The sequence below is a fragment of the Micromonospora sp. HUAS YX12 genome, from assembly GCF_040215685.1.
In the GTDB taxonomy this organism is placed as follows: domain Bacteria; phylum Actinomycetota; class Actinomycetes; order Mycobacteriales; family Micromonosporaceae; genus Micromonospora; species Micromonospora tulbaghiae.
Genome location: NZ_CP157974.1, coordinates 4668433 through 4684251, shown reverse-complemented (window position 1 = coordinate 4684251; position 15819 = coordinate 4668433). Strand labels below are relative to the sequence as shown.

15 protein-coding genes are annotated in these 15819 nt (G+C 74.4%); 6 read left to right on the top strand and 9 right to left on the bottom strand.

The window, feature by feature from the left end; all coding sequences use genetic code 11:
- Positions 1-162: 162 nt before the first annotated feature.
- Together ABIH81_RS22305 and ABIH81_RS22300 are read right to left on the bottom strand one after the other, a co-directional pair.
- A complete protein-coding gene (locus ABIH81_RS22305; protein WP_349876834.1) occupies positions 163-1467 on the bottom strand; it encodes a hypothetical protein in 1305 nt (434 codons plus the stop codon).
- A 255-nt stretch (positions 1468-1722) separates the two neighbouring features.
- Positions 1723-2589 (bottom strand): DUF2726 domain-containing protein, encoded by an 867-nt coding sequence (locus ABIH81_RS22300; protein WP_349876833.1) that lies wholly within the window; start codon positions 2587-2589, stop codon positions 1723-1725.
- Between the two features lie 107 nt (positions 2590-2696).
- On the opposite strand from ABIH81_RS22300, the gene ABIH81_RS22295 reads away from it, so the two are divergent.
- On the top strand, positions 2697-3788 hold the full coding sequence (locus ABIH81_RS22295; protein WP_349876832.1) for a DICT sensory domain-containing protein: 1092 nt from the start codon (positions 2697-2699) through the stop codon (positions 3786-3788).
- A gap of 50 nt (positions 3789-3838) precedes the next feature.
- Complete coding sequence (locus ABIH81_RS22290) at positions 3839-4567, top strand: helical backbone metal receptor (protein WP_349876831.1); 729 nt, start codon at positions 3839-3841, stop codon at positions 4565-4567.
- A 24-nt stretch (positions 4568-4591) separates the two neighbouring features.
- On the opposite strand, the gene ABIH81_RS22285 is transcribed toward ABIH81_RS22290, so the two are convergent.
- The gene (locus ABIH81_RS22285; protein ID WP_128139085.1) at positions 4592-5290 is read right to left on the bottom strand and encodes a CBS domain-containing protein; all 699 of its coding nucleotides are present in this window, start codon (positions 5288-5290) and stop codon (positions 4592-4594) included.
- A gap of 227 nt (positions 5291-5517) precedes the next feature.
- On the opposite strand from ABIH81_RS22285, the gene ABIH81_RS22280 reads away from it, so the two are divergent.
- Together ABIH81_RS22280 and ABIH81_RS22275 are read left to right on the top strand one after the other, a co-directional pair.
- Entirely contained in the window at positions 5518-6090 is a 573-nt protein-coding gene (locus ABIH81_RS22280; RefSeq protein WP_349876830.1) for a hypothetical protein, read from the top strand.
- Positions 6091-6244: 154 nt separating this feature from the next.
- Positions 6245-6613, top strand: a complete 369-nt coding sequence (locus tag ABIH81_RS22275) for an FKBP-type peptidyl-prolyl cis-trans isomerase (RefSeq protein ID WP_349876829.1) — start codon at positions 6245-6247, stop codon at positions 6611-6613.
- A gap of 56 nt (positions 6614-6669) precedes the next feature.
- Here ABIH81_RS22275 and ABIH81_RS22270 read toward each other — a convergent pair whose 3' ends face one another.
- Complete coding sequence (locus ABIH81_RS22270; RefSeq protein WP_349876828.1) at positions 6670-7152, bottom strand: STAS domain-containing protein; 483 nt, start codon at positions 7150-7152, stop codon at positions 6670-6672.
- Between the two features lie 187 nt (positions 7153-7339).
- On the opposite strand from ABIH81_RS22270, the gene ABIH81_RS22265 reads away from it, so the two are divergent.
- Complete coding sequence (locus tag ABIH81_RS22265) at positions 7340-8359, top strand: SMP-30/gluconolactonase/LRE family protein (RefSeq protein ID WP_349876827.1); 1020 nt, start codon at positions 7340-7342, stop codon at positions 8357-8359.
- 61 nt (positions 8360-8420) lie between these two features.
- Here the strand turns inward: ABIH81_RS22265 and ABIH81_RS22260 are convergent, their stop codons facing one another.
- The 4 genes from ABIH81_RS22260 to pdhA all read right to left on the bottom strand — a co-directional run bounded on the left by ABIH81_RS22260 (position 8421) and on the right by pdhA (position 14059).
- A complete protein-coding gene (locus tag ABIH81_RS22260) occupies positions 8421-9692 on the bottom strand; it encodes an Ig-like domain-containing protein (protein WP_349876826.1) in 1272 nt (423 codons plus the stop codon).
- Between the two features lie 640 nt (positions 9693-10332).
- A complete protein-coding gene (locus ABIH81_RS22255; protein ID WP_349876825.1) occupies positions 10333-11859 on the bottom strand; it encodes a dihydrolipoamide acetyltransferase family protein in 1527 nt (508 codons plus the stop codon).
- A complete protein-coding gene (locus ABIH81_RS22250) occupies positions 11856-12860 on the bottom strand; it encodes an alpha-ketoacid dehydrogenase subunit beta (protein ID WP_349876824.1) in 1005 nt (334 codons plus the stop codon). Before ABIH81_RS22250 ends, ABIH81_RS22255 begins: the two co-directional genes overlap by 4 nt.
- Entirely contained in the window at positions 12860-14059 is a 1200-nt protein-coding gene (gene pdhA, locus ABIH81_RS22245; protein ID WP_349881178.1) for a pyruvate dehydrogenase (acetyl-transferring) E1 component subunit alpha, read from the bottom strand. The genes ABIH81_RS22250 and pdhA overlap by 1 nt, the downstream gene beginning before the upstream one ends.
- A gap of 72 nt (positions 14060-14131) precedes the next feature.
- On the opposite strand from pdhA, the gene ABIH81_RS22240 reads away from it, so the two are divergent.
- A complete protein-coding gene (locus tag ABIH81_RS22240; RefSeq protein WP_349876823.1) occupies positions 14132-14638 on the top strand; it encodes an Lrp/AsnC family transcriptional regulator in 507 nt (168 codons plus the stop codon).
- Between the two features lie 4 nt (positions 14639-14642).
- Here the strand turns inward: ABIH81_RS22240 and ABIH81_RS22235 are convergent, their stop codons facing one another.
- Positions 14643-15623 carry a DNA primase small subunit domain-containing protein gene (locus ABIH81_RS22235; protein ID WP_349881177.1) on the bottom strand — a complete coding sequence of 327 codons (981 nt, stop codon included), beginning with the start codon at positions 15621-15623 and terminating at the stop codon, positions 14643-14645.
- Positions 15624-15819 lie beyond the last annotated feature (196 nt).

Below are 15819 nucleotides of genomic sequence, written 5' to 3'. Positions count from 1 at the left end.
ATCGGTGTGGCCCCGATCGGCTTTCTATGGTCGGCGCTTTTCATCCGGCTGGATACCGCCGGCATGAAATTTCCTCCGGGATCGGCTCCCACCGCGCCGGTACGCGGGAACGGCAGCGGCCGCCCGGAGGAGTCCCCCGGACGGCCGCGGCCGTTCGCCCGCTCAGTTGACCCGGATGCGCACCACGTCGATGGCCGGGGTCTGGTTGGCCCGCTCCATCATCGGGATGCGGTGCGAGCCGTCACCGGCCCAGACCGCGCACTGCGCCACGCCCGACTGCGCCAGGCCCGGGATCTGGATCAGCACGTCGTCCGGCTGGTTGCCGCCCCGCCCGTCCTCGGTGGCGACGAAGAAGGCCGGCACGTCCTGCGGGTTCGGGGGCTGCCGGGTGCTGCCGAGCATCCGGCAGGCGGTGTGGAAGTGGCCGCGTACCAGACCCTCACCGTTGAGCAGCGAGCTCTCCAGGTAGTAGCCGCCCTGGCCGGCGGCGAGGAAGCGGTCCCGCACCAGGTTCTTGGTGGTGACCCGGAGCGTGAACGGCTGGTTGCGCCGCACCTGGTTCGGGAACTGCGTGATCAGCAGCGACGGGTTGTTCGCCGCGGCGCCCACCTCACCGAACGCGGTGCTCACGCAGCGGTTGCCGTTCTGGAAGCCGTCGTGGGCCTGGAGCTGGCTGCCCGAGCAGTCCTTGGCGAGCACGTCCAGGCCGTTGCCGCCCCCGTTGTTCTGGCCGCCGCCGTTGTTGTTCCCGCCGCCGTTGTTCCCGCCGTTCTGGCCTCCGTTGTTGCCTCCGTTGTTGTTGCCGCCGTTCTGGCCCCCGTTGTTGTTCCCGCCGTTCTGGCCGCCGCCGTTGCCGGGGGTGTCGGTCAGCGCGCACTGGGCGAGCTGATCCAGGCCCTGCGGGCGCTGGGCGACCCGGCCGATGGCGGTGGCGATCCGGTTGAGCGCCGCGGTCCGCTTGTCCGCGAGCGGACGCAGGATCGCGTTGTTGATGAACTCACCGCCGTTGCGGCCCTCCGCCGCGAGCCGCCGGTTCGCCTCGGCGATCTGGGTCTCCAGCAACGCCAGGGTGCGGTCCACCTCGGCGCGGGCCCGGTCGGGCACCTGCGGCAGCCGGCCGCGGACGTCCGGGCAGGCCACGGTCGGGGTGCCGGCGCCGGCGCCGCCCGCGTTGGTCTGCTGGCACTCGGCCGGCGACATCTGGCCGTCGCCCCAGTGGTTGCGGACCCAGCGGCCGTTCTGCCAGGTACGGGTGGTGCTGCCCTGGCCGTTCGGGGCGGTCGCCCCCGGGCTCGCGGGCACGCAGGACGCCGAGGCGGCGCGGGTGGTCGTCCGCCGGTCCTGGGCGGACGAGATCTGGGTGACGGCGACGATGCCGCCGAAGACCGCGAGCGTGCCGACCACGGCCAGCATCCGCTTGCTCCGCGCGTTACCGGATGACCGGCGCGCCCGTGTGGACCTGCGCATCGAATTGCTCTCCTTCTCGATCCGGTAGTTGACTGGTGATCCCGGCGGACCGATGAATTCGGGGTGTGAGATCACTGCGACGCTCGGTCGCACGTCAATGGCCGACGATGCCCTTTCCGCACCGTCTCCGCGCCGTCCGGGCGCGGCGGGGAAGATCTGCGTCCATTCCCGATGAGGTACGGAGCGCCGTCGGCGAAGGTTCAACCGGAGATCGGAAAAAAAATCGAAAGCCGCCGTCCTCGCCGGCGAGGAGGCTCAGTCGGCGCAGAGGTGGTCGAAGGCGAACCCGCCGTCGAAGGAGTCCCGCCGGGCCGCCAGCGCCCGTACCCGCCGGAGAAGCTCGTCGCGGTCCAGGAGGGACGGCGCGGCACCGTCGAGGTCACGCAGCCGCTCCCCCAGCGCCACCACGGCCAGGTCCTCGGCGAGCCGCCCCGGTTCGACCCCGCAGGAGAAGCCGCGCGAGGTCAGCCGTACCCGCTCCAGCAGGCAGCGGCCGGGCCGCACCTCGGCCCAGGCCCAGCCCTCCGCCGGGCCGTCGGTCCAGCGCACGTGCAGGCCGCGCACGATCGGATCGGCGATGCGGCCCGCCACGTACGCCTCGACCGCCTCGACCCGGGCGAGCGCGCCCAGGTCGTTCACCGGCCCGCGCCGGCCGTCCGGCAGCCGGCCCACGATGTCCCGGAAGCCGACCGCGTCGCCGCCTTCCGGGTCGGTGCCGTCGGCGTAGGCCCGCGCGTCCAGCACGTACTCGACGAACCGGCGGACCTGCTCCGCGCTGCCCAGCGCCGGCGACTCGACGCGCAGCAGCGGCAGGCCGACAGCGGCGCAGACCGCGTCGGTCAGCCGTTCCTCCCGCCGCGCGGGCGATCCGTCGGGGACGGGCGCGGTGAACCGCACCGCGAAGCGCGGCAGCCCGGTGTCGGCGGCGCAGACCACCAGATCGAGCGACGCCCGTCCGGCGGTGCTCCACTGGCTGCCGGTGACCCCCGGCGGGCGGCCCTGCACCAGCTGGCCGAGCCGCCGCCCGGCGTGGCCGAGGTGGCCGGCACGGGCCAGGGACGGCGCGACGCCGGGCGGGATCGGCCGCAGCCAGGAGGCGGTCACGCTGCCTGTGCTCGTCATCTCGCCCCGATCCCCCCTCGTCCGGTCGACGCCCGAGTGTAGGCGGTGCGGCACGAACGGTCCGGGCGACCGGTGCGCTACCGCGCCCGTGCCTCTAGGCTCTGCCCGTGCCCAGCGGACGGACCCCGGAACAGTTCACCAAACGCAGTCTCGTCGCCGTCTCCCACGCCATCGAACGCGCCGCGCTCGCCGAGGCCGAGGACGGCCCGCTCGTCGTGCTCGCGCTGTTCCAGCGGCTGCCGTACTTCGCCCGGGAGCGCGAGGTCTACCGGCGCATCGCCGGCCGCGCCGCCGTGACGGTGGTGGCGATGGTCGGCGGACCGCCCCCCGACCTGCCCGACGGTGCCTACGGCGTGACCCTGGACGAGGCGGAGGCGCTGGCCCGGGAGTGGACGGTGGTGGCGCTGAGCCCGCGTTTCGGCGCCACACTCGTCGCACACGACCGGGCCGAGGTGGCGCCCGCGCCGACGCTGGAGTCCGGCCGCCTGTTCGAGGGGCGCTGGGGTTTCCGCCGCGACGAGGCGCTGCACGAGGCGATCCGGTTGCGCGAACAGCTCGCCGAGCGGCTGCCCGCCGCGGCACGTACCGCGCTGGACGAGGCGATCGCCCGGGTGCGGGACATCCCGGCCGGGCCGGGCGAACCGCGCGCCGAGGCGGCGCTGCGGCTGCTGGCCCGCCGCGGTGACCGGAACAACCAGCCGGTCGAGCCGGCCGAGGCGATGCTGGACGAGACCGGCCTGACCCGGTGGTCCGGCGCGGACGGGGTGACCGCGTCCGGCACGCTGCCGGTGGCGCTGGTCGGCCTGCGGGTGGAGGCGCCGCCCGGCTCGCCGGAACGCTTCGGCCGCCGCGGAGTCGCCCGCGAGGGGCACGCCGTGCTCACCGCGATCACCGCCGTGCTGCGGCCGGTCGACCGCGCGCTGCGTGTCACCGAGAACGAGTTCCAGCTCCTCCTGCCGGGGCTCGACGAGCCGGCGGCGCTGGAGGTGGTACGCCGGCTGCACGACGCCATCGGCGCGCTGGCCCGGTCGTACCCGTTCATGGCGTACACCGTGCACGCGGCGGTCGGGGTGACCACCCGGCGTCCGCTGCCCACTGCGGACCTGCGCGCGGCGGTCGACTGGGCGGTACGCAAGGGCGTGCCGGTGGCGGGCCTGCCGACGGAGACCGCCGACGCCGTGGCCGCGCCGGCCCACTGACTGGGCGGTCCGGGCGGTCCGGGCGGTCCGGCTCGATGGGAGGAGACGCGGTGCGGGTGGTGTCGCTGGTGCCGTCGCTGACCGAGGCGGTCGCGGCCACCCGCCCGGAGGTGCTGGTCGGGGCGACCGACTGGTGCGCCCATCCGGCCGGGCTGGACGTCGCCCGGGTCGGCGGGACGAAGTACCCGGACCTGGACCGGGTACTCGCGCTGGAGCCGGATCTGGTGCTGCTCAACGAGGAGGAGAACCGGCTGGCCGACGCCGAGGCGCTGCGCGCGGCCGGGGTGCCGGTCCGGGTCACCTTCCCGCGTACCGTGCCGGAGGCCCTCGACCAGCTCGGTGAGCTGGTGGTCGCGCTCGGCGCCCCGGCCGAGCCGCCGTGGCTGCGCTCGGCCCGCCGCGCGTGGGCCGCGCTGCCGGCGCCGGGGCGCGTCCGCACCGCCGTGGTGCCGGTGTGGCGGCGGCCGTGGGTGGTGCTGGGGCGGGACACGTTCGCCGGGGACGTGCTGGCCCGGCTCGGCGTGCGCAACGGCTGGGCCGACGACCCGGACCGCTATCCCCGGCCGAGCCTGGACGAGCTGCGCGCCCGGGCGCCGGAGCTGGTCGTGCTGCCCGACGAGCCGTACCGGTTCACCGCCGACGACGGGCCGGAGGCGTTCCCCGGCGCGCCGGCGGCGCTGGTGTCCGGCCGGCACCTCACCTGGTACGGCCCGTCGCTGGCCGAGGCCCCGGCGCTGCTCGCCGCCCAGCTCGCCGGTGCCACCGAGGGCCCCGCCTGACCGGTCGGGCCCGGGCGTCGGCGCTCAGGCCACCGGGGTGGCGTGCACCGGGTCCAGCTCCATCAGCGTGGTGTCGTCCACGTCGTACCCGATCGCGTTGTGCACCGCGACCACGCCCGCGACCTGGGCGGCGAGACGGCCGGCCAGCTCGACGGCGCTACGCCGGTCCAGCCGCCCGTCCATGGTGACCTCGCCGCCGCGGACCTGGACGGTGACCAGGCCGTCGCGCACCGACAGCACCCGGCGCAGCACCTCGTGCACGACCTCCTCGCGGATCTCCGCGTCGGTGCGCAGGTGCACGCGCAGCAGGTCACCGCGGGTGACGATGCCGGCCAGCCGGCCCAGGTCGTCCAGCACCGGGAGCCGCTTGACCGCCTCGTGGTCCATCAGCCGGGCCGTCGCCGCGAGCGACGCCCGCTCGTGGGTGGTGACCGCCGGGGCGGTCATCAGGTCCCGGGCGACGAGCGCGCCCGCCTTCTCCCGCGCGGTACGGCGGCGCCGCCCCTCGAAGACCCGCCGCTCGTCCGGGTGGCCGGACCGCTCCACCTTGTGCAGCAGGTCCGCCTCGGAGATCACCCCGAGCACCCGGCGGAACGAGTCCACCACCGGCACGCCGCTGATCCGCTGCCGGACCAGCACGTCGACGACCTCGCGGTACGGCGTCTCCTCCGTCACCGTCGCGACGTCCCTGGTCATCACGTCGGCCACCTGCCACGTCCTCATCACGACCTCCTCCTGCCGGGCCTCCACCAGCGACGGTAGGCGGCCGGCGGGCGCCCTGGTCAGGGGCGACGGACCGGCCGCGACGGGCCGACCGGACCGGGTACGGACGGGACCAATGACCCGGTCACGAGGGCACCTCTCGGCCCTGCTCCCCGACGCCGCGCGGCGGTGGAATGAATGTGCCACCGGGAAGCGCGGTGCGAGGCACAGGAAGGGACGTGGAGACAATGACCGCGACAATCGAGCGGACCCCCGCCGCCGAGCGGACCCCCGCCGCCACCATCGCTCCGGCGGCGCACACCGAGACCACCCGCCAGAAGGCCACCCGGTACGTCTGGGCCGGGCTGCGGCTCGCCCTGGGCTGGGTGTTCCTCTGGGCCTTCCTCGACAAGATGTTCGGTCTCGGCCACGAGACCCCGGCGAAGAACGCCTGGATCAACGGCGGCAGCCCGACCAAGGGCTTCCTGGGCAACGCGGTCGAGGGCCCGTTCGCGGACCTCTACCGGAACATCGCCGGCGCGGCCTGGGCGGACTGGCTGTTCATGGTCGGCCTGCTCGGCATCGGTGTCGCGCTGATGCTCGGCATCGGCATCCGGATCGCCGCCGTCGCGGGCGGGCTGCTCCTGGTCCTGATGTGGACGGCCGTGCTGCCCCCGGCGAACAACCCCTTCATGGACGACCACCTCATCTACGCGGGCCTGCTGGCCGGCCTGGCCCTGGTGGGCGCCGGCAACACCCTCGGCCTCGGCCGGGCCTGGGCGAGGCTCCCCCTGGTCCAGCGTCTCCCCTGGCTGAAGTGACCAGCTCGCCCCGGGGCGGGCGTCGCCGGCAGGCGGCGCCCGCCCCCTTTCGTGTCCCCGCCACGCCGGTGTGCGGGGACCGGCGCGTATCGGCCGGTCGCGATCCGGCAGGATCGACTGTGACCACACCGTCAGCATCCGAGGAGACCCGCTCATGGACAAGCCCGAGGTCGGCCCGATCGAGGGCGCGCCGCCCGCCGATCTCGTCGTCGAGGACATCACGGTCGGCGACGGCCCGGAGGCCCGCCCGGGCCAACTGGTGAGCGTGCACTACGTGGGCGTGGCCCACTCGAACGGCCGCGAGTTCGACGCCTCGTGGAACCGGGGTGAGACGTTCGAGTTCCCGCTCGGCGGCGGTCAGGTCATCGCCGGCTGGGACCAGGGCGTCGCGGGCATGAAGGTGGGCGGCCGGCGCCGGCTCACCATCCCGCCGCACCTGGGCTACGGCGCCCGGGGCGCGGGCGGCGTCATCAAGCCGAACGAGACGCTCGTCTTCGTGGTGGACCTGCTCGGCGTGCGCTGAGCGCAGCGCCGTTCGCGCCGGGCCGTCGGCACTCGCGCCGGCGGCCCGGCGTGTGCTCAGGCCGCGCAGGCCACCAGCTCGTGGGAGCGGCCGGGCAGGTTCTGGGCCCGGCCGGACAGGTCTTGGACGTGGCCGGGCAGGTCTTGGACGTGGCCGGGCAGGTCTTGGACGTGGCCGGGCAGGTCTTGGACGTGGCCGGGCAGGTCTTGCGGGCGGTCGGAGCAGCGCACCGGGAGCACCCGGTGCAGGCCGGTCACCCGCAGCACGCGGGCCACGACCGGGTCGGGGTCGGTGAGCACCAGCTCGCCGCCGCGGGCCCGGACCCGCAGGTGGGTGGCCACGAGCGCGCGGACGCCGGCGGCGGAGAGCAGCCGCACACCGGACAGGTCGACCCGCAGCACCGGCCGGGCCGGCGCCGCCCAGAGCGCGGCCCGGAACGCCGTCACCGTGGCGATGTCGATCTCGCCGACCGGGCGCAGCTCGACCACGTGATCGTGCACGTCCATCGCCACGTGGAAGCGCTCACCGCTGTGTACCATGTGGCCGAACCTACCCGGTCCCACCGACATTTCCGGACCTCGCGGCGGGGGGTTCCGGGTAGTGTCCGGGAACCGACCCCGAGCCGTCTCAGGGTCATCCCGCAGCCGCCACGCCACAGCCGCGCGGGACGCGGCGAAACGCCGTCAGGGACTGCCCTTCGCGGCGCCGCCGGGCCACAATGACCCGATGGTCGTCCCCCGCCCGCGTGCGCCCCTGCTGATCCGGCCGGTCCGCGAGCCGGCGACGGTGCCGCCGCCGCTCACCGGTCCCTGGGCGCCCGCGGACACCCGGCTCGACCGGGCCGACCTGCTGCCGCTGCCGGCCGGCGGGCACGGCCCGGAGGACGTGGTGGTCGACGGCGATGGCCGGGTGGTCAGCGGCGACGAGGACGGCCGTCTCTGGTGGTGGCCGGCCGACTCCCCGCCCGGCACGCCGCCCACCCTGCTGGCCGAGACCGGCGGGCGGCCCCTGGGCATCGAGCGCGATCCGGTCGACGGCGGGTTGCTGGTCTGCGACGCGTACCGGGGGCTGCTGCGGGTCGACCCGGCGGGCCGGGTGCACGAGCTGACCGGGACGGCGCCGCCGGTGCACCTGGCCGACAACGCGGCGGTGGCGCGCGACGGCACCGTCTACTTCACCGACTCGTCCGACCGGTTCCCGCTCTCGCACTGGAAGCGCGACCTGCTGGAGCACCGGCCCAACGGGCGGATCCTCGCGTACGACAGGCGCACCGGGCGCACCGACGTGGTCGCGGACGGGCTCTACTTCCCCAACGGGCTCGCGCTGACCCCGGACGAGTCGGCGCTGATGCTCGCCGAGACCGCCACCCACCGGCTGCTCCGGGTGGACCTGCCGGGCGGGCGGGCCACGGTGCTCACCGACCTGCCCGCGTACCCGGACAACATCTCCGCGGTCGGCGACGGCACCTACTGGGTCGCGCTGCCCAGCCCTCGGCTGCGGGCCATGGAACGGCTGCTGCCGCATCCCCGGGTCCGGCAGATCGTGGCCCTGCTGCCCGGGGCGGTACAGCCGCAGCCGCGCCGCTACGGGCTCGTCGCGCTGGTCGACGGCACCGGCCGGGTGCTGCGCACGCTGCACGGCCCGAGTGGGGCGTACCCGATGGTCACCGGCGTGCGGCAACACGGCCGCCACCTCTGGCTGGGCAGCCTGACCGCGACCGGGGTGGCCCGCGTCGGCCTGGACTGAGCACGACGCGGGGCCGGCCCGCGCGGACGCGGGCCGGCCCCGTGGCCGTTCCTCCCCAGGTTCAGCCGCCGCTGTTGCTCCGCGAGGGGGCCGGGGCCGGTGACGACCCGCCGGCCACCGCGCCCGGGTGCGGCGTGGCGCTCTGCGTGGGCTTCAGCCCCGCCGGTACGGGCAGCGCGCTGCCCTTGGCGAACTCTTCCCAGCCGACGTTCCAGGCGGTGAAGCCGTTGCCCTGGTCGAGCGTCACCTCGGTGCCCTTGACCGTCACCAGGTCACCGACCTGCGTGATGCCCATCAGCCAGTCCGCGGCGGTGGCCGAGACGTTGGTGCAGCCGTGCGAGACGTTCGTGCTCCCCTGGTCGCCCTCCGACCACGGCGCCGAGTGGATGAACTCGCCGCCCCAGGTCAGCCGCTGGGCGTCGTCCACGTCGACCACGTAGCCGCCGTTGGGCTCACCGCGGGTGTCGAACGTGGTGTGCTCGTGCTTCTCCATGATCACCATCGTGCCGCTGGACGTCGGCGTGCTCGGCTTGCCGAGGCTGACCGGGATCCTCTTGAGCACCTTGCCGTCCTGGTAGACGGTCATCTGCTTGGTCGCGTTGTCGATGTCGAGCGTCACCTGCCGGCCGACCTTGGCGCTCGCGATCCGGTCGGAGTCGCCGATCGCGTCCTTGCCGATGGGCAGCCCCTGCAACGCGCTGCGCACGCTGATCTTCGTGCCCGGCTTCCACCGGTCCGGCGCCCGGTACTCGGCCTGCTTGCCGTCGGCCACCCAGGACCAGGTGCCCGGCTGCGGCGGGTCGGTCTTCACGAACAGCCGGCGCTGCACGTCCGCGCGGGCCTCCTTGGGAATCGGCGGGTCGAATCCGAGCACGACCGGCATCGCCGTCCCGTACGTCTGATTCGGCCGGAAATACAATTCACTGGTGACGGCCGGTTTGGTGGATTTGGCCATCGTCGTGAACGTCGTCTTCTGCGTGGCGGTCTTGCCGGAATGGCCGGTCGCGGTCACCTCCGCGGTGTACGTCCGGGAATTGGCGAGCGGCCGGTCCGGCACCCAGCCGGAGCCGTCCTCACGCGGCTGGGCCGGCACGGCGTTGCCCTTGTCGTCGGTCAGCTTGACGGCGGTCACCTTGCCGTTGCTCACCTTCGCACCCACCTCCGCGCTGATCGGCACGTCCCGGGTGCGGTCGGCCGGCGTCACGGAGACCGACGGCGGTGCGGCCTCGGCCCGTTTCGCCGCCGACTTCGGGCCGGCGGTGCACGCGCCGACCGCCAGTGGCGCGGCTGCGACGGTCATCGCGAAAAGCGTCAGTCGGCGCCTCGCAAACATATTTCGCCCCCCATTTCCGAACCCTCTCGCCCACATTCTGTAGGCCCGGGATCGCGCCGTGGCACCTTCGGCGGAATTGATCGGAAACAGCTGCGCGAATTGTGCCGGACAGGTAATTCCCGTCCCAGGTTGCGCCGCACGCGCCCTCCGCCCGGTTCCCCCCGCCCGCGCCCGTCTCGCACCCCCCGCGCCCCGCCCGCGACCCGCCCCACCCCGGCCCACCCCGGCCCACCCCGGCCCACCCCGGCCCACCCCGTCGATCATGAAGTTAGCCGCGCGGTGTGTCCGTTTTCTCCCCGCCAACCTCATGATCGACCCAGCGAGGGCGGGCGCGAGGGGCCGGTGCCGCGAGATCTTGGTACCAAACGGCCCTCAGAGGGGCGCTTTCCTACCAAGATCCCGGCCTGTCCCACCCGCCGAAACAGCTATCCCGCGAGACGGACAGCGCCGGGCGCCGCAGGTCAGTCAACCCGGGCTCTCGCCCACGCCACCGCACCACTGCCGCGATCTTGCAGTTGCGGCCCTCGAGAAGGGTGCGAATCGGGCACATCGGGGGCAGCAAGTGCAAGATCGCGAGCGGGTGGCGGGGACGCGTGCGGCCCCGGCCCCCTGGTGGGGGCCGGGGCCGGGAGCGGGCGGGTCAGACGTTGGCTACCAGCAGGGCGGGCTGCTCGACGCAGTCGGCGACGTGGCGCAGGAAGCCGCCGGCCACGCCACCGTCGCAGACCCGGTGGTCGAACGTGAGACTGATCTGGGTCACCTTGCGTACGGCGAGCTGCCCGCCCACCACCCACGGCTTGTCGACGATCCGGCCGACGCCGAGCAACGCCGCCTCCGGGTGGTTGATGATCGGCGTGGAGCCGTCCACGCCGAACACGCCGTAGTTGTTGAGCGTGAACGTCCCGCCGGTCAGCCGTGCCGGCGGCAGCGTGCCGGCCCGGGCCGCCGCCGTGGTCTCGGCGAGCGCGGCGGCCAGCTCCCGGGTGGTGAGCCGTTGCGCGTCGCGCACCACCGGCACGACCAGGCCCCGGTCGGTCTGAGCGGCGATGCCCAGATGTACGCCCGCGGACTGCACGATCCGCTGCCCCTCGGTGTCGACGTGCGCGTTGAGCTGCGGATACCTCCGCAGGCCGCTGAGGCAGATCCGGGCCAGCAGCGCCAGGATGCTCACCGGTGCGTCAGGGGTGGCCGCGTTGATCGCGGCGCGCGTCTCCAGCAGGCCGGTGGCGTCCACGTCGACCCAGATGGTCACCTCGGGGATCTCCCGCCGGCTGCGGGAGAGCTTGTCGGCGATCACCTTGCGGATGCCGGTGAGCGGGATGACCGTGTCACCGTCGCCCGCCGGGGCGAGCCCGGCGTGCGCGGCCGGGGCGTCCGGCACCGCGGCCAGCCGGGCCGGCGGAGCGGGGGCGGCCACGGCGGCGTCCAGGTCGGCCCGGCGGATCACGCCGCCCGGCCCGGTGCCGCGCAGCGACGCCAGGTCGATGCCGTGCTCCTTCGCCAGCCGCCGCACGATCGGCGAGATCACCAGCGGCGCCGCCGGTCCGCCGGTCCGTGCGGGATCGGCACTCCGGTCCGCCGAGACGGACGCGCCACTCGGAGCGGACGACCCGGCCGGAACCGGACCCGCCGGGGCCGGAGAGCCCGCCGGAACCGCGGCCGCAGAGGCCGCCGGAACCGCCGCCGCAGAGGCCGCCGGAACCGGGCCGGCCGGGGCCGGAGCCCCGGACGCGGCCGCCGGACCGGGCGAGGGGTCCGCCGCGTTCGGCGTACCGGGCTCGGGGGCCAGCGCCAGCCGTGGCCTGCGCCGCCGCCGGCCCGTGCCGCCGTGGCCGGTGCCGTAGCCGATCAGGACGTTGCCGGAACCGGCCCGCTCCTCCTCGCGGTAGGTGGCGTGCGGGTCGGGGGCGCCGTCGAGCGGGGCGATGGTGATCAGCGGCTGGCCCACCGGGCGTACCTCACCGGCCGCGCCGTGCAGGGCCACGACCCGGCCGGCGTACGGGCACGGCACGTCGACCACGGCCTTGGCGGTCTCCACCTCGACCACCGTCTGGTCCACGGTCACCACGTCGCCGACTGCGACCCGCCACTCGACGATCTCCGCCTCGCTCAGCCCCTCCCCCAGGTCCGGCAGGAGGAAGTCGCGGGTTCCGACAACGGTGCTCATGCCGCCACCCACCGGCTGTCGGGCTGGTCGTCCCACTGCAACCGGGCCACGGTGTCCAGCACCCGGTCGACCGAGGGCAGGTGCGTGTGCTCCAGCATCGGCGCCGGGTACGGGATGTCCAGCCCGGACACCCGCAGCACCGGGGCGTGCAGCGCGTGGAAGCAGCGCTCCTGCACCCGGGCGGCGATCTCCGCGCCGACACCGGCGAAGCCCTGCGCCTCCTGGATCACCACGCACCGGCCGGTACGGCGTACCGAGGCGGTGACCGTGGCGTCGTCGAACGGCACGATGCTGCGTACGTCGACGACCTCCAGGTCCCAGCCCTCCTCGCGGGCGGCCTCGGCGGCGGCGAGCGCGACCGGCACGGCCGGCCCGTACGCGATCAGCGTGGCGTCGGTGCCGGTGCGGCGCACCACGGCGGTGCCGATCGGCGCGGTACGGGCGGGCAGCTCGGCCTCGGCGCTGGTGAAGTAGAGCTTCTTGGGCTCCAGGAACACCACCGGGTCCGGGTCGTCGATGGCGGCGCGCAGCAGCGAGTACGCGTCGTCCACCGTCGCCGGCGTGACCACCTTCAGGCCGGGGGTGTGCGCGTAGTACGCCTCGGACGAATCGCAGTGGTGCTCCACGCCGCCGATGCCGCCGGCGTACGGCACCCGGATGACGATCGGCACGCTCAGTGCGCCGCGGGTGCGGTTGCGCAGCTTCGCCACGTGCGAGGCGATCTGCTCGAACGCCGGGTACGCGAACGCGTCGAACTGCATCTCGACGACCGGTCGCAGGCCGGACATGGCCAGGCCGACGGCGAACCCGACGATGCCGGCCTCGGCCAGGGGGGTGTCGAAGCAGCGCTTGTCGCCGAAGCGGGCCTGCAGCCCGTCGGTGATCCGGAAGACGCCGCCGAGCTGGCCGACGTCCTCACCGAAGACGAGCACCCGGTCGTCGTCGAGCATCGCGTCGGCGAGCGCGGCGTTGAGCGCCTTCGCCATGGTCATCGTGGCCATCAGGCGTCCCCCTCCGCGTCGGCGGCCAGCTCGGCCCGGACCATCTCGCGCTGCTCGGCGAGCTGCGGCGTCGGCTCGGCGTACACGTGGTCGAACAGGCTCAGCGGGTCCACGGTGGGCTGGGAGTCCATCCGGCGGCGCAGCGTCGCGGCGTACTCCTCGGCCTCCGCCGCGATGGCCGCGACGGCGGCGTCGTCGAGCACGCCCCGGGCCCGCAGGTACGCCTCGAGCCGGGCGATCGGGTCGCGGTCGCGCCACGCCTCGACCTCGTCGGCGTCGCGGTAGCGGGTCTGGTCGTCGGCGTTGGTGTGCGGCTCCATCCGGTAGGTGTGCGCCTCGACCAGGTAGGGGCCCTTGCCGGCGCGGGCGTGCGCCACGGCGCGCTCCAGCACCGCGAGGACGGCCACCGGGTCGTTGCCGTCGACCTGCTCGCTGGGTACGCCGTAGCCGACGCCCTTGTAGGCCAGGCTCGGCGCGGCGGTCTGCCGGGACAGCGGCACGCTGATCGCGTACTTGTTGTTCTGCACCAGGTAGACGACCGGCGCCTTGAACACGGCGGCGAAGTTGATGCCCTCGTGGAAGTCGCCCTCGCTGGTGGCGCCGTCGCCGATGAACGCCAGCGCCACGGTGTCGCGCCCCTGGTACGACTCGCCGTAGGCCAGCCCGGCGGCGTGCACGCACTGGGTCGCCAGCGGGGTGCACTGCGGCGCGGTGTGGGTGACGGCCGGGTCGTACCCGCAGTGCCAGTCGCCGCGCAGCAGCGTGAGCACCTCGACCGGGTCGAGGCCGCGGGCGGTCAGCGCCATCGACTCGCGGTACGTGGGGAACACCCAGTCGGTGTCGCGCAGCGCGAGGACGCCGCCGATCTGGCACGCCTCCTGACCGCGGGCGGACGGGTAGACGGCGAGGCGGCCCTGCTTGGTCAGCGCGGTGGCCTGCACGTCGAAGCGGCGGCCGACGACCATCCGCCGGTACATCTCGCGCAGCGTCTCGACCGGCGGCTCCGGGTAGTCGTCGCGGGCCGGCAGCGGGGTCCCGTCGGGTTCGAGCAGCCGGACCGGCTCCCGCTGCGGCATGAAGCCGGCCGACGGGTCGGGTGCGGCCGGGGTGGTCTTCCGGCGGGTGCGCGGGGATGCCCTGCGGACCGCCTGGGGTGTGGTCGTCACGGCGGGGACCTCCTGGACGTGTGGTGGCCCTATGCTCCCGGTAGTGGATGATTGACTCAACATCCGGGATGAACGCGGGACGAATGGCACGGGAGGGCGGCTGCGATGAGCCATGAGACCGGCGCCACACCGGGCGCGGCGGGCGGAACGGGACGTTCGGCCGGGCCGCTGGACGAGGTCGACCGGCGGATCCTGCGCGAACTGGTCCGCGACGCCCGGGTCTCCATCCGTACGCTCGCCGAACGCGTGCACGTCTCCCGCACGAACGCGTACGCCCGGGTGGAGCGGCTGCTGCGTGACGGGGTGCTGACCGGGTTCACCGCGCGGGTCGCGCCGGAGCCGGCCGGGCTGGGCACGTCGGCGTACATCGCGCTGACCATCGAGCAGAACACCTGGCGGGAGGTCTCCGCCGAGCTGGCCCGGGTGCGCTACATCGAGCACGCGGCGCTGCTCAGCGGCGAGCACGACGTCCTCGCCCTGGTCCGGGCGCCGGACAACGCCACGCTGCGGGACGTGGTGCTGGACCGGGTGCAGAGCATCGCCGGGGTGCTGTCCACCCGTACCTGGCTGGTGTTCGAGGAGTTCGACGGCACGCAGAGCCCCTGGGACTGACCGGTCAGCGTTCCGGCGGCGACTCCAGCCCTTCGGCGTCGGCCCGGTCGAGCAGCGGCTGGAGCGAGTACCGCCGCCTGTCCAGCCCGGCGTGCGGGTCGCCGCGCCCGGCGAACCGCGCCGGCATGGTGAGCACGTCGAAGTCCTCGGGCCGGGCGCCGTCCAGCTCGGACCAGTCCAGCGGCGCCGAGACCAGCGCCGCCGGCGTCGGCCGGATCGAGTACGCCGAGGTCATCGTGTGGTCGCGGGCCATCTGGTTGTAGTCGACGAAGACCGGCCGGTCCCGCTGGTCACGCCACCAGGTGGTGGTGACCAGGTCGGGCAGGCGGCGCTGCATCTCCCGGCCCAGCGCCAGGACGGCCCGCCGGCACTCGCCGAAGCTCCAGCGCGGCTCGATCGAGACGTAGACGTGGATGCCGCGCCCGCCGGTGGTCTTCGGGAAGCCCTCCAGGCCCAGCTCGGCCAGGTACGCGCGTACCTCGTGCGCCACCGGCACCACCTGCGCGAAGTCGACTCCGGGCATCGGGTCGAGGTCGATGCGCAGCTGGTCGGGGTGTTCCACGTCGTCCTTGGACACCGGCCACGGGTGGAACCGCAGCGTGCCCAGGTTGGCCGCCCAGATCACCACCGCAAGCTCGCTCGGCGCCACCTCGTCGGCGGTGCGGCCACTGGGGAACGTGATGTGCGCGGTGCGGACCCAGTCGGGCGCGCCGGCCGGGAGGCGCTTCTGGTAGAACGCGTCACCCTTGTTGGTCTGCCGGGTGGCGACCTTGGCGCCCTCGAACACGCCGCGCGGCCAGCGTTCCAGCATGGTCGGCCGGTCCCGCAGCGCGCGCAGGATGCCGTCGCCGACGGACAGGAAGTAGCGGACCACGTCCAGCTTGGTCAGCCCGCGCTCCGGGAAGTAGGGCTTGTCGGGGCTGGAGACGCGGACCAGCCGCTCTCCCACCTGGATCTCCTGCGCCGCTGTGGTCGCCACCGCCACACCTTGACATCCTTTTCCGCCCTGAAGGACGGAGATTCCTTCCACGCTGCGCGTGGACGGCGCGGCGTCTGGGTGGGTTACCGCTTCACCGCGCGGCGCCGGGACGCGTCCCGGTCTTACCTGCGCTCCACGGTCGTTTCCGTTGTCCGCCTGTCCGGCGGCCAACACGTTCAGCGCCGCGTTCACGTCCCGGTCG

Bases quoted from the DNA above. Each gene is read 5' to 3' on its own strand.
- ABIH81_RS22300 (WP_349876833.1), bottom strand. From the start codon at position 2,589: ATGACGAGCACAGGCAGCGTGACCGCCTCCTGGCTGCGGCCGATCCCG.
- ABIH81_RS22240 (WP_349876823.1), top strand. From the start codon at position 14,132: ATGAGCCATGAGACCGGCGCCACACCGGGCGCGGCGGGCGGAACGGGA.
- ABIH81_RS22270 (WP_349876828.1), bottom strand. From the start codon at position 7,152: ATGGTACACAGCGGTGAGCGCTTCCACGTGGCGATGGACGTGCACGAT.
- ABIH81_RS22255 (WP_349876825.1), bottom strand. From the start codon at position 11,859: ATGAGCACCGTTGTCGGAACCCGCGACTTCCTCCTGCCGGACCTGGGG.
- ABIH81_RS22305 (WP_349876834.1), bottom strand. From the start codon at position 1,467: ATGCGCAGGTCCACACGGGCGCGCCGGTCATCCGGTAACGCGCGGAGC.
- ABIH81_RS22275 (WP_349876829.1), top strand. From the start codon at position 6,245: ATGGACAAGCCCGAGGTCGGCCCGATCGAGGGCGCGCCGCCCGCCGAT.
- ABIH81_RS22285 (WP_128139085.1), bottom strand. From the start codon at position 5,290: ATGAGGACGTGGCAGGTGGCCGACGTGATGACCAGGGACGTCGCGACG.
- ABIH81_RS22265 (WP_349876827.1), top strand. From the start codon at position 7,340: ATGGTCGTCCCCCGCCCGCGTGCGCCCCTGCTGATCCGGCCGGTCCGC.
- ABIH81_RS22280 (WP_349876830.1), top strand. From the start codon at position 5,518: ATGACCGCGACAATCGAGCGGACCCCCGCCGCCGAGCGGACCCCCGCC.
- ABIH81_RS22260 (WP_349876826.1), bottom strand. From the start codon at position 9,692: ATGTTTGCGAGGCGCCGACTGACGCTTTTCGCGATGACCGTCGCAGCC.
- ABIH81_RS22250 (WP_349876824.1), bottom strand. From the start codon at position 12,860: ATGGCCACGATGACCATGGCGAAGGCGCTCAACGCCGCGCTCGCCGAC.